This is a genomic window from Shewanella schlegeliana (assembly GCF_016765635.1).
In the GTDB taxonomy this organism is placed as follows: domain Bacteria; phylum Pseudomonadota; class Gammaproteobacteria; order Enterobacterales; family Shewanellaceae; genus Shewanella; species Shewanella schlegeliana.
The window spans coordinates 166,782-181,365 of sequence record NZ_JAESVD010000011.1; the positions used below are offsets into that span (position 1 = coordinate 166,782).

Here is a 14,584-nt window from a genome sequence, read left to right on the forward strand (position 1 = left end):
TGTAGAGTTGTATTGTACTGAGAATAGTACCACTACAGGGAGCCACATCTGTCTATGAAAAATTCCCCCGTTTATACGACCGATATATTTCTACTCGATAATCCAAATGATTTGATCTCTTTAGACAAGTGGCAGAAAACAGTTAACTTGCTTGCAAAGCTATTCGATGCTCCTGCTGGATTTTTAGTGCAATACACTAAAGAGGGTTTTCAAGTCACGATTGCGAGTGAGCAGGGAGCTAACCCCTACGCTTCGGGGGGGGGGGGGTATTGAACCGGAAGTGAATATTTTTTGTCGTAAAATTGTCGAGACAGGTCAGTCGCTATACGTTAACAATGCTCTGTTAGATCCTTGTTGGGATACTAACCCAGAAGTCCATAATGATGGGTTTCGCTCTTACCTCGGAGTGCCGGTTTTTTGGCCTTGTGGTACAGCATTTGGGACTTTCTGTGTGATGGATTATAAAGCCACTGACTATCAAAGAACCTATATCGAGTTGATCACTCAGCTTAAAGAGCTACTAGAGTCCGATCTTGCTTTAATTGGCTGCTATGCGCAAATGCAGCAGTTGGCCATTACCGATCCCTTATGCGATGTTAATAATCGACGTGGTTTTAACGTATTGGCGGAGCAACGTATTAAGCTTGCTAAGCGTAATGACGGTTTGCAGGGCTTGTTATATCTCGACATCGATCGATTTAAGGAGATTAATGATCTGCACGGCCACGGAGTCGGGGATTTAGTTCTAAAAGCTGTAGCCCGAATTTTAAGTCAAAGTGTGGCTGAATCCGATGTGGTTGGCCGCCTAGGAGGTGATGAATTTATAGCCCTAGTTGCGGTAAAAGAAATGGTCGAGATAGACGGGCTTAAACAACGGATTATGCATGCTATTGAGCTTTGTCATTGCTCTGAAGAGTTACCGAGATTCACCGTTTCTATTGGCTATAGCTTGGTAAGTGAGACAATAGATATTTGTCAGCTTTTAGATTCGGCAGATCAAGATATGCTTCAAAATAAACAGCGCATTGCTGGATAAAATAAACCCTGAGCGTAGGAGTTAACTCAGGGGCGGGGAGTGCAGTGGCATTTGCATTTTAAGTTCCCAAAAAAGTCACCGATACCTAAGCGTATACGGGATAAGCAGTAAGTTCAGTGCCAAGCTATGGTGTCAGTATTAGCTGAAGTAGGCAAAGCTTGATGGCAAAACTGCGACAGCATGTCGCAGTTTCTGTAAAGCGGACTTAGCTTGACGGTCTTTTTAATCGCTCTAGCGTTCAATTATCAGTGCTTAAGATCTGAATAGATATGCCACTGACGTCGCCCCAACTCGAGTATAAATCCTGTGGCTAATCCCGCCGCCGTGTTAATTAGCAGACAGATCGCTGCGGTGGACAGGATTACAAAAATACAGAAGGGTTTACCGTCGATGAATCGTTGTGACCAAGCTAACTGGGTCCCTGCTATCGCCAGTAGACTGCCTAATACTGCCAATGGAATAAGCGATAAAATAGTGGCAATACCTTGACCCCAGAAGGCTGCGATTAACAGACAACTGCTACCAAAAATCGTTGGGGCTAACCAGGTTCTCGCACCAAAATGATGCTGCACCGCAAGGCCGCCAGCACCGTGACACATAGCCGTAGCGCCAAACGGAGCCAAGAGTAAGTTCGCCCAGCCTGAGCTGGTGGCAAATCGCTGAGGGGCAAAGTTCTCTTTGTTGTCTTCAGGAAACTTCTCTTTAGCCATCGCAGAGGTGGCGATAACCGCATTGGTCAGAGTCAACGCCAGTTGAGGTAATACTAATAAACCAACGGCCGAACTCCATTCATCTAAGCTTGGCCAACTTAACTGCCATGGCGTATAGACTGAAAGATCAAAACTTGGGGCTGTTCCGCTATTGAGTTGCCATAAAATACCTAGGGCTAAGACTAGCGGCATCGCCAGGTAGCGCAGGGGGAAGAACTTGCTGGCGAACAGAGCGATAAAAGCAACGAGGCCGATAAGCCAAGTCTGGCTCATCATCTGGCCGCCCATCCAAATAAGCTGTATACCAATGGCCAATTGAATACCTATGCTAATGGCGGGGGAGAGCTGCTTGGCCATCCACTTGATTGCACCGCTATAGGCGAGCACTAATAGAATTACCCCCATCAATATGCCGCTGGCTTGCAACATGCCGGGTGTGAGTCCTTGGGCGATCACCAGCGCGGCAATCACTTTCATCGGCTGTACCGGAATAGGGCGACGATAATAAAAAGCGGTGAACAGGGCAAAGAGGCCAAATCCCATGAAGATCCCCTGAGGGGAAAAGTGGTTCAGGGCAATAAGGCCGAGCACTAAGGGCAGAAAGGTACCTAAATCGGCGAAGGCGCCGCTAAACTCTCCTGAATATTGGTTAACACTATCGAATCGGTTGGTCTTACATCTCATATAACTTGCCGTAGGAAAAGAACCTTAAAGCTATCGCAAGAATGGTGCCAAAATTATCGGGGGAAATTGGGATCAAAACGCCCCTAAGGAGGCGATAATCCATTTAGTTTGAGACAAGTTGGCCTGATTAAAAATTGAAAGTGGTCAATTTGTCTAACATTCGCAATAGCTTAACTTGAGGGAGTGTTTTGAGTGTACTCACTGTAAAGCATAAAGTGAGCAAACTTTATACTTTACAATGAGCTAGCTAATGTTTAATGCATTTCTACACTTGATTGTGCATATCGTTTAACGCTTGATGTAATAAATCATCATCGTTGACTGGATCATGGGCTGCTGGCTCTGTTGAGTCATCAAGTGAAGCTAAATCTAATTGCTGCTGATGTTTTTCATCATCGAGCAGGGGATTTTCAAAGCTATCGCTTTGTTCTACATCTAACATATCGGTGTTAATATCATCATTGCTTAGCACCTGTATTTGGGGAAGCTCTGCTACTGTACTGTCACTCGGCGGGGCGATATCTTGATGTGTCATTCCCACCATATTGAGATAGTGATCAATTGGAGCTGCCACTTGATTCTCTGGTGTATCTTGTAAGTCACCGTGACTCAGTCTATCTACGTCGCTATTTGCAGTCGAGTCCGCAGTAGTTGCGATATTGTCTTCTTCAGGGGCTTTATCTAAAACACTGTCATCAGCAATAACCTGCTCATCGACATTGGCAGTGACTTCTGTGCCTAGCGGTTCATCATGCATTACGGGAGCTGGTGGAGGCGGGGGAGGTGCTGGATGCCCTATGACTGGAGTGACAGTCATATCTAGCACTTCAGAACCTAAAGTGAGCTTGCCGCTATTGCCGGGACCATGGCTTAAAATGCTAACTTGAACATGCATGACCACATCGTCGTGATGTGAGCCTTGAAGGGCGACTTCAAATCTATCTTCGTGTACGCCAACATTCTGAGCACTCCCATGGGGACCAGTATGGGTATTTCCATGTTCTTGATAACTTAACTGACCGGTTTTAGGGTCAATCGTTAGGGTGCCCCATTGACTGGTATAGGATGTTTGGTAATGACCATTGACTAAAATTTTCCAGCCTTGCTCTGCGACAGGTACCGGAGTTTGCCCCGGAATGAGTGTTGGTACGCCTAATGAGGTACCAATGTGATGACTGCCTGGCAGGGCTGTAACAACTATGGGTTCAGGTTTCGCACTTGCAGCCATGCTTAAGGCAGAGTTCACATTGCCGTGTTCATCAGTCATTATGGCTTTGACTATGCTACTTGGTGCTACTTCGATCTCAATTCCATGGGCTAGAGTGTTCGCATCAAGCAGGTGATCAACACCGTTAATGTTTAAGTGTTCTCCCACCTTGGCATCTGCAGCAGCATGCACCGTTGCGGTAATGGTTCCCGCATGTCCTTGAGCGATTTCAGTTTTGCTATAAAGATTGTCGCTACCAGGAGATTCGAAGCTGATACTCGGTCTTCCTACTTGAGTGTCGGTATCATAGTGCAAGGTTTGAGTTGCATGAGCTGTATTTCTTACGTTATCTGTGGTGGTGACAGAGGCTGAAATAGATGAGTTTGAGGCTAATTCGCTGCCGGCAACGGCGATACTGTAGTGTCCTTGTTGATTTACTTGGCCACTGTATTGATTGCCATTAAGAGTGAGTGTCACAGTATCACCAGTATGGTAATCGCCTGTGACGCTACCAGTGATATCAATTTTGGTTTGGCTTTCGTGAGCGTTAATCACATTATCGGCCGTAATTGGGTCAATGGTGATTGCAGCACTTGCTTGGGTGTCGATAGAAAACGCTTGGGTGCCTGTGGTGGCTGAACCTAGATTGCCAGCATTGTCTGTAGTGATAACGGTGGCTTCAATGGAATGAATTGGTTGCTGTCCACTAGCATAGATACTGTGGATATTGGCTTTAATCAAGGTTTGAGCCGGAACAGAAATGCTGTAATGACCACTGGCATCAACAGCAGCAGTTAAACTACTTATTGTTGCGCCATTGATACTTAAGCTCACTATATCCCCAGCATTGAAATCGCCACTTACCGTACCCGTTATATCAATATTTTGTGCCGACTCTGCCAAGTTAATAACATTGTCGGCAGTGACACTATCTACGCTGATATGTGGAATGGGCCTTTGGGTATCAACAATTAAGTTGGTTGAGATCTCAGGGGTTGCATTGCCGGCAAGATCCACTGAACCGATTTTGATCGGATAGTTGCCATCAGCACTAAAGTATCTTTGATGATCGCCTGCGCTGACCGTTAAGCTCCAAGTGCCGTCACTGTGTATACTCGCTTCGCGGAAGTGATTGTTGCCAAAATTAATATAGACTCTGTCTCCAGCAGTGATATTAGAAGTGGTGCCTGTGATCACTAAGGGCTGGTTATTTTCTACTGCACTCAGGGCGTTGTCAGTTGAGATAGGGTTGACCGATACTGTCCCCGGAGTGGTGTCTAAGGTAAAACTAAAGTGCGTCGCAGCAGACTGATTGCCTGCAATGTCTGTTTGTCTAACGAGTAAATTGTTTACCCCTTCAGTTGGGTTAAACACTGTGCTCCAGCTGTGGCCACTGTCACTAGAGTATTCAACTTTAGCCCCCGCCTCAGAGTGAATTGATAACCTAGAGTCTTTGGTGATCAGATCGGCAGTCGGGTGGATTTCACCACTGGTATCGTGGCGTAAACTAACCGTTGGGGCACTAACTTGGTTATCTAAGGTAAAGCTCATCGATGTACTTGCAGACACGTTGCCAGCGTTATCGGTCTGCCGCACTGTGACTGTGTTGGTGCCTGCAACGGGAGTAAAGCTTTGACTCCAATGCACGCCATTGTCGGTTGAATATTCCACTGTAGCGCCAACCTCTTGTCCGCTAATTGTTAATGCGCCGTCATTGGTGATTAAATCAGTGGATAGGCCACTATCGTTAGTCAAACTTAAACCCAGTGTTGCTACAGTGATATCGGCACTTGGAGCTACAGAGCTAGTTAGACTTGAGTGATTACCAACAGAGTCAATAATGCTGGCCGTCAAGGTTGAACTAGGAGCTATTTCAACATTTACCTGACCTGCTAAGAACTCAGCGTGAGTGAGCGTGTGCGGCACACCATTAATCACTAAGGTATCTGAAGAATAAGAATCATTTGGAAGGTGAATTGTTGCTGTAATGGTATTGGCTGCGCCTGCTGCAACTTCTGCGGCATTGTAAACGTTATCGCTACCCGTGCTTTCGAAGCTGATGCTAGGTGGGTTGGCGTGAGTATCAACAGAGAAGTGATCATAATTGCCTGAGTATCCTGCAGGCGTTTGGTTGCCAGCGTTATCGGTGGCTTGAATAAAGGCGGTATAAGCGCCATCGGGTAGGTTAGTTGCATCAACACTGTAGCCACCTTTGCCGTCTAAGTTTGCATGTAATGTCTCTAAAATATGGCTGCCTTGCTTGATGATGATATCGACCTTGGCAGTATCTAAGCTAACCGTGCCACTGAACGTGGGCTGATGGGTGGATTCTGTTTTTAAGTTCACTTTAGCAATAGTGGGAGCAGTATAGTCGACCTCAATAGCGAGCTGTTCTCGGCTTTGATTACCTGCGTTATCTGTTGCCTCAACTGTCAGAGTATGCATGCCTTCGCTAAGTTGATTGGCGGTAAATTGATACTGACCATTGGCATTGCTGCTGCCGGAAGCAAGGATGTTACCGTGCTCGTCGGTAATGCTAATTGTGCTATTGGCTTCGGCAACGCCTGTAACAATGGGACTATGTATGTTAGTGAGGTTATCTGTATTGGAAGTGCCAGAGTCTGAATGAGCGGCTAAATCAATTGAAGGCGTTGCTGTAACACTATCAATTTTGATATCAAGTACTGGTGACACCGCCGGTAATACAGATGATGGGGCGAGGGCTTTAGCTGACAAGCTATGGTGGCCATCTGTTAATGTTGACAGTGTCGCGGTGTAATTACCATTGGCATCAGATAAGGCATGGCTAACAGGATGATTAGCATCGTAAATGGTTACACGAGAGAAAGGAATATCGGTGTGGCCAGTGATGTTAGGTGTGGTGTCTGAGGTTAAGTCATCGATATGACTTTTGCCTGTGTCACTGGTTGCACTGAGATCGATACTGACATGATTTATTGGCGGCGTAGCGACAATATGTCCAGTTGGCAAGCTGCTAGTCACTACGGGTTGCTGAGGGACTTGGCTGGTGATAACAATAGTACCCGTTGATGTGCTACTTACCGTGGCTTGTGGATTAAAGGTAATAAATTGGCTTGTTATGCCGCCATGATTGTCGCTCACTTGCACTTCGAAAACATCGACTCCAGAGTAGGTTGCTGTTGCGCTGTTATAGCTCATATGAGCGACTGAACTATTTTGGGTGTACTGGTAAGCACCTGTTTGTGGATCGATGCTTAAACTACCAAAGTCCCCTATCGCTAACGGCGTGGAATAAGTGAGGGTATCTCCAGTGTCGACGTCGGTGGCTACGAGTTTGCCTTGGGTATGGCTGGTTTGGTTTATTGTCAGGGTTGGCAGATCATTCACCGCCGTAACGTTTAATATTGCAGTATGGGCTGTTGAATTTTGATGTCCATCGTTTACCGTATAACTAAAATGCACATCGCCATTAAAGTTTGCCGAAGGTTTAAAGACCAACTGATCGATATTTTTCGCGCTAATGGCTTGTCCTTGGGTAACGGCTTGACCATTTAACTCTAAGCTACCAGATGTTGGGTCGGGTAACTGAGTAATACTGAGATGGTCCAAGGCGTCATTGTCACTATCTTGATAACCAAAACTTGCGCGATTAAATTGGAAATCAGTATCTTCCGCAGTACTGACATTTAAGGTTTGCACAGTGGGTTGATGGTTGGCGTTGAGATGAATATTCAGCGTATTTTGGCTGTTATCTTGGTAGTCACCATGGGTATCAACCACTCGGTAAATAAACCCAGGAACATCGCCAGTAAAGCTACTCTCTGGAGTAAAGCGATAGTCGCCGTTTGCTGCAATATGGATTTGGCCAACACCGGTAATCGACACATCCTGCCCCGTATGAACTGTGATGTAGTGATGCGTCGTTGGATCTTTAAATTGCACATCTTGTAAAGTGAGCTGTGCACCATCGTCTATATCGCTTGCACCTTGAAGCAAGTTGCCCGTGACTGGACCACTATACTGATCCGAGTTTGCGCTGAAACTATGAATAATAGGTTTATCACTGGTGCCGCTGATAATGACTTGTGCTTGTTGGCTCGATTGGTGAGTGTTACTGCCACTGCTTTCTTGTAGCTGGTAGTTGACCCAGATTTTATGTTGAACGCCATTAGCTAAGTGATCAAAGCTTGAGTGAGCAGGGTCGACTTCTAAGGTGTGTCCATCTGCTGCTAGGCTAAACCCTGCCGGGATTTGGCTAGTAAAATTGATACCATCAGTAGAGTATTGTAATTGGCTAATTTGATTACCTTGAATGCCAGCAAAAAGATCTAACCCTTGAGTCGTTCCCGCCTCTTGTAGTTGTAGGCTGGGAGTGTCGGTATGCCCATGAATGGTAATCGCAAGGGTCTGACTGGCGCTGCCATCGGGAGAGGTGACTGTCAGGGTATCGGTGAGTTGCTGTCCGGCATTTAAGCTATTGACTGCAGAAGAGGCGTTGTTGAGTGCGTAATGCCAGCTACCGTTTTCATCTAATGTGAGTTGACCATATTGACCCACTATTTGCGTATTGGCAGCGAACCTGTCTTCGCCAGTATCGGGATCGATTAAGGTTAATTGACCAGAAATCACATTGGTTGAAGAGTCTTCGGTAACAGAAGCTGAAACACTGGATTGGCTTTGTCCATCAATCGTTGCTGCATCTCCAGCAGCTGCGATATGCAATATGCTGCTGGCGATAGCCGAGTCAGTATGGCCATCGTTAACGGTATAGCTAAAGTGTACGTCGCCATTAAAGTCTTTTGCAGGTACAAATTGCAGCTTGCTTATCTCGCTAACATCAATGCGTTGATTGGTTGCTACATCATGGCCATCGAGCACAAATTTACCTTCTGCTAAGCTTGGCAAGTTAGTTAAGGTAATAGAGTGAAGTGTGTCTTTGCTATCAACATCTGTAAATCCAAACTGACTGGCTTGCATTTGATAGCTAACATCTTCTGTACCACTTTGAAGAGTATGTACGTTAATGGTTGGTGCATCGTTAGTACCAACTACATCGATGGTTATATTGTGGGTATCGCCACCTCTTGAATGCACTTGATAGGTGACTTGTACCGTTTCCCCCTCTGCTAGGTGATTTAAATTCGCATTAGGTACAGAGTATGTCCAACCTCCTGCTCGGCCAATGCTTAAATGTCCACCGAACGGGTCGCTCACAGTATGAACGTTTCGACTCGCAATAAATTCGCTCTCATTAGCATCTGGATCAATGACATGTAAATTTCCATAAATCATCTGCTCACTTTTATACTGAGCAAGGTTATCCTCAGTTATATCGCCGATGTGTTGCCCAGTTATTTGAGCTGTATCATTGGTACCATGAATTGTTACGGCAACCTCGTGACTTGTGCCATCAACACTATGTACCAAAAAGGTTTCTACCTTCTGATCTCCTGACTTCATGGATTGAATAGCTTTGTTATCAACGGTATAGGTCCAAGTTCCAGATTGATCCATATGAAGCGTACCCAATGCATGAGATCCATCTTTGAGTGTAGTCAGAGACTCATCAGTAAATGCGTTGTCTACATTATCCACATCGTGGCTCGTAAGAGTCCCCTGCGTTTGCAATTCATGATTTTGAACATTGACGTCTTCTGTAACAGCACCGCTATCACTACCTGCGATGACCGCACCATCATTGGTACCTGTAATCAGAATAGAGAGATTTTCGGTCGTATGAGCCCCATGTTCATCGGTAACAGTAATAGGAACTAGAATCGTACGAGTCACATTGGCACTAATGTGTTGATACGCAGCATGAGATGGAACAAAGGTATAACTACCATCTTTTTGAAGCGTGATCCCTTGAACAGGGTGGTCAAGAGTGAATTCCAGTTTTGCATGATCATCGACATCACGTGCCTGCATGGTACCTGAAAGAAGCTTACCATCTTCTGTTACTGTTTGAGTTTGTGCTTTAATCTGAGGAACATCATTGGTCCCCTCAATGATAAAGTGCATCACATGGGGGGTACCATCTTTACTGTAGATGGTCATCGTGTCTTTGACAGTTTGCCCAGCATCAAGATGGTCTATGACATAGTTATTGGCATCATAATACCAGTGGCCATTGCTATAGAGCTGGAGCGTTGCCCCTTGCGGTGTTTTCATTGGATCGAATTGTTGAAATTCATCTTGGGACGGACCGTCAGGGTCATGAATACTCAGCCAGCCATTAATAGATATATCATGGTTATAGCTCACATTAACATCTTCTTTTATACCGCCACTATCCTGCCCACCAATAATTGCAGCATCACTGGTTGGAGCCAAATTAAGAGACGCTGACGTTGTCACCGAGCCATTGTGCGCATCTTTAATATCATAGGTCAGTGCCACTGGACCGTTATAGTCCTTGTCAGGTATGAAACGAAAAGTACCATCGTGGTTGTCTACAATTTGTCCGTGATCGGCAGACAAATTATGTATGCTCAGTTGTGCTTTATGGTCAATATCACTGGCATGGGCTAGCAAATCAGAAGCTTGCAAGGTCACAGTCGTGTCTTCTTTTCCTGTAGCCAATATGACTGACGATGACACAGTCGGAGCATCATTAGTGCCCGTAACGGTAATAGTAATACGGTGGGGCGTGCCATCCGCAGAATGAACCTCATAGATGACATCTTTAGTTTCACCTTGCTTTAGGGCTTGTACCGCAGGATTACCATTTGCCAAAACGTAATCCCAATTTCCATAGCGGTCGATGTGCATTTCTCCTTGGAAGGGGTCACTGATGGCTTTTTCGTGTCCAAATGCCCCCGACGCCCTAAAGTGATCTTCGCCATCATCAGGATCGGACACAGAAAGGCTACCTGTCACTTGAATATGATGCATTGAATCGGGGAAAACGTGCCGATCTTCGGTAATTGAACCAGTATCGACACCTGCGATGATCGCAGAGTCGTTGCTACCTTGTACATTAATTTGAATATGTTGTGTTGCTTTAGAGCCATCACTTGAAATAGCAACAATATCAAATTCTTCTGTTCGATTTTGTCCCGTCGTTAAGTGCTGTGCTTTGGCAGCATCTAATTGGTAATGCCAAGTACCATCTTTAGCGACACTGAAACTGCCAAAATTACCGGTTATATTCTGCGTTTGAAAATGCACGCTATCATCTTTATCAACATCGTGTGCTTGTAATGTGCCAGATAGGGCGGTTTTTTGATCTTCAATGGCAGTGCCTATCGATGCTGTTAACGAATCAGGAGTATCGATAATGACGTGATCCTCTGTGCCTTTAATCGTCGCTGTAATAGGAATACGCGTACCATCTGCGGTGATCAATGTCATGTGATCGGTGAGACTTTGACCATCTTTTAATTGTTGAATTTCAGTGTGATTATTATCTGCAACATAACGCCATTTATTATGTCCATCAACGCCATGAGTGGTGACAAATGAACCGTGAGCACCCTGTAAGGTCATTGCAAAATTGGCGGGGACGTTATGCTCAACACCATTAACTTCAATTTTGACAATTTGTGCATCGGCTTGACCATCGGTATCAGTAATATCAAGGTTTTTCCAATAAGAAGTTAACGTATGAGAAGAGGAACCGCTAAGATGATCTTCAATCACTTCGTTGCTAGATAACGCACTCGCAAGTATTGAAGCATCATTGACAGCAACTAAATTGATCGTTGCGTCTGTGTGTGTAGTCCCCCCGTGGCGATCAATGACATCATAATTAAAGTGTACAACTCCGTTGTAGTCTTTTTCTGGCGTGAAGGTGAAACTGCCATCGGCATTGGTGCTGACTGAACCATGGTCGGCTGTTAAGTGGGTGGCTTTTAGCCAGCCTTGATCGTTGCGGTCACTATCACTGGCGTGAGCTAATAAATCCTGTTGGGTTAATATCACCTGTTTATCTTCACTGCTTTGGGTCAACACAAGTCCACTTGTCACAGTTGGTGCATCGTTACTACCGTGCACGACGACAGTGACCGTTTTACTCACTTTGCTTCCATCAGTGGATAACGCTTCGATGGTGAAATGCTCGTTCCATTCATCACCTTGCCCTAATGCTCCTGCTTTTGACTCATCGACAATGTAGTGCCACTGACCATTGGCATCAATTGAGAACGCACCATATTTCCCAGTTGTTTGAGTAATGGCCCAGCTCACTGAATCATGAGTATCACTATCATGAGCCTGTAGTTGACCGCTGACTTGTGCGCCTGTTGATTGATGCTCAATCACATCACCAATATGATTGGGTGAATCGATGATAACGTGATCTTCGGTCCCTTTAATTTCAACCGATAGAGACTGGCGGGTGCCATCTGGTGCAACTAAGGTGATACTTTCATGTAAAGACTCGCCCTCTTTTAAACCTTGAATTGATGGGTTGCGATTATCACCGTTATACAACCAAACTAGCTCCCCCTTGTGCGGACCATGAGAATATGTTGTTAGTTCGAATTTGCCATATTTGGTTTGAATATCAAGAGGCGAACCGACTTGCCAAGTAACCGTTTTACCGCCAAATTCAATGTCAACCTGATCGACCTTACTGTCAATGTCGGTAATCGTCAGTTGATGCCATTGTGAGTCGGCGAAGCGACTGCCGCCAAAGTTGCCATAAGAGCTGACTCCAGGATCGATGTCTTCTTTAACTGAGTCAGTTGAGACACCGCCAAACACAGTCTTGTCGTCAACGGCCGCTAGGTTGGTGGAAGCACCTGTATGTGTAATACCACCATGGGCATCTTTCACATCGTAAGTAAAATGCACCTCGCCGTTGTAGTCTTTTTCTGGCGAGAAGGTAAAGGTGCCATCTTGGTTGTCTCGAATGGAGCCATGGTTGGCAATCAAGTTAGCGACGGTAAGCTGACCTTGGTCGTTACCATCAATATCGGTTGCATGCGCCAGCAAATCAGCCGCAGTAATGGTTTGAACAGAGTCTTCCTTGCCTGAGTTTAACTGCACTTCACTTGATACTGTCGGGGCGTCATTAGTGCCGTGGATGGTAATGACGATATCGTGGGTGGTGCCATCTTTAGAGTGTACCGTCACCGTATCCGTTAAGGTTTCACCTTTCCCTAAGTGCTGGATTTCAGGTTTGCGGTTATCTATGTAGTAATTCCAGTTTCCTTTTGGGTCAATTGCCAATTGGCCACCCAGCGATGATGAATATGGCCGCCACTCTGGGTGCGTTGCTGCTGAGATAAGGGTTTTAAAATCAAAGCCTGATTCATCCTTGTCGGGGTCGATAGCAGATAATGAGCCTTGAGTCTCCAATTTATAGGCGTAGTTTCCTTGCACGCTGGCATGAGGGTTTAGGTCTTCAGTAACACTACCTGTATCAATGCCTGCAATAACCGCATTATCTTGTACCGCCGCTAAAGTGGTACTGGCGCCAGTATGAGTCATACCGCCGTGTGCATCTTTGACGTCATAGCTAAAGTGCACCGCGCCGTTATAGTCTTTTTCTGGGGTAAAAGTGAAGGTACCATCGCCATTAATTAATATCGAACCATGGTCGGCGTGTAGGTTTTCAATAGTTAGTTTACCCGCGTCATTGGCATCCACATCGACAGTGTTTGCCAACAGTTGAGCGGTCGTCAGCGTTTGGCGTGTATCTTCAGTGCCACTTTGTAGTACGACCTCGGATGAACAATAGGGGCGGTCATTACTGCCATGGATGGTGATAACAATGTCATGAGATGTCCCATCTTTTGAATAAACGGTAATGGTATCGGTCAGGCTTTGCCCTTCACCGAGCTGGTCAATTGTCGATCCTCTGTTGGACGCGTAGCCACCTTTAATACGCACACCGCCAGCATCAGCATAATAGGTCCATTGACCATTTTCTTGCAGCAGTAGATCGCCAAATTTACCCGAGTAGGTGAAGCCGACCCCGTGAGTGTTGAAGGCTGCTTCGCCGGAATCCAAGTCCGAAATGGTTAAGGTGCCACTGGCATACAGAGGGTTACGGCCAAGGTGAGCCATACCTGGTTGCGCATAGTCAGGTGACATATCTTTACCGGCGGAATTTTCGGTAACACTGCCGGTATCGACACCGCCAATCACGGCTTTATCGTCTGTTCCGTTAATGGTGACACTAATCTTTTGCTCGGTGCCATCGACAGAGTGCACTAGTAAAGTCTCGGTGAGTGACTCACCTGTTTTCAGCCCTTGAATCGCAGCTTGCGAGTTATCAGCCGTGTAAGTCCAGTGGCCTAAATTATTAATTGAAAGCGTACCGAACTGGCCTTGCAGGCTTTCTGCATTGAACTGGGCTTGGCCGTTGTCAGCATCAGTGACAGTTAACGCACCATCAACTCTAAGCTGCCCGCTGTGGACATCTTTATCTTCGGTGAGGCTTGCTGTCGAGGTACCCGCGATCACTGCTTTATCATCAGTGCCGTTGATGGTGACAGTGATCTTCTGTTCGGTGCCATCAACAGAATGGACTAGCAGAGTTTCGGTGAGAGACTCACCTGTTTTCAGCCCTTGAATCGCTGCTTGCGAGTTATCGGCTGTGTAAGCCCAGTGGCCGAGGTTATTGATGGATAGCGCACCAAATTGTCCTTGCAAGCTTTCAGCATTGAACTGCGCTTGGCCGTTGTCAGCATCAGTGACGCTAAGTGCACCATCAACTCTAAGCTGCCCGCTGTGGACATCTTTATCTTCGGTAAGGCTTGCTGTCGAGGTACCCGTGATCACTGCTTTATCATCAGTGCCGTTGATGGTGACACTAATCTTTTGCTCGGTGCCATCGACAGAGTGCACTAGTAAAGTCTCGGTGAGTGACTCACCTGTTTTCAGCCCTTGAATCGCAGCTTGCGAGTTATCAGCCGTGTAAGTCCAGTGGCCTAAATTATTAATTGAAAGCGTACCGAACTGGCCTTGCAGGCTTTCTGCATTGAACTGGGCTTGGCCGTTGTCAGCATCAGTGAC

4 protein-coding genes are annotated in these 14,584 nt (G+C 46.0%); 2 read left to right on the forward strand and 2 right to left on the reverse strand.

Features of this window, described 5'->3' with window-relative positions:
- Positions 1-54: 54 nt before the first annotated feature.
- Both JMA39_RS21240 and JMA39_RS17650 read left to right on the forward strand, forming a co-directional pair.
- Positions 55-273, forward strand: a complete 219-nt coding sequence (locus JMA39_RS21240; RefSeq protein WP_237732890.1) for a hypothetical protein — start codon at positions 55-57, stop codon at positions 271-273.
- A 7-nt stretch (positions 274-280) separates the two neighbouring features.
- Positions 281-1,036: a sensor domain-containing diguanylate cyclase gene (locus JMA39_RS17650; protein WP_244999886.1), complete on the forward strand. Its 756-nt coding sequence runs from the start codon at positions 281-283 to the stop codon at positions 1,034-1,036.
- 245 nt (positions 1,037-1,281) lie between these two features.
- On the opposite strand, the gene JMA39_RS17655 is transcribed toward JMA39_RS17650, so the two are convergent.
- Both JMA39_RS17655 and JMA39_RS17660 read right to left on the reverse strand, forming a co-directional pair.
- Positions 1,282-2,430, reverse strand: coding sequence for a putative sulfate/molybdate transporter (locus JMA39_RS17655; protein WP_202723198.1), 1,149 nt, complete (start codon positions 2,428-2,430; stop codon positions 1,282-1,284).
- A gap of 265 nt (positions 2,431-2,695) precedes the next feature.
- On the reverse strand, positions 2,696-14,584 hold an 11,889-nt coding region (locus JMA39_RS17660; RefSeq protein ID WP_202723199.1), incomplete at its 5' end, for a VCBS domain-containing protein.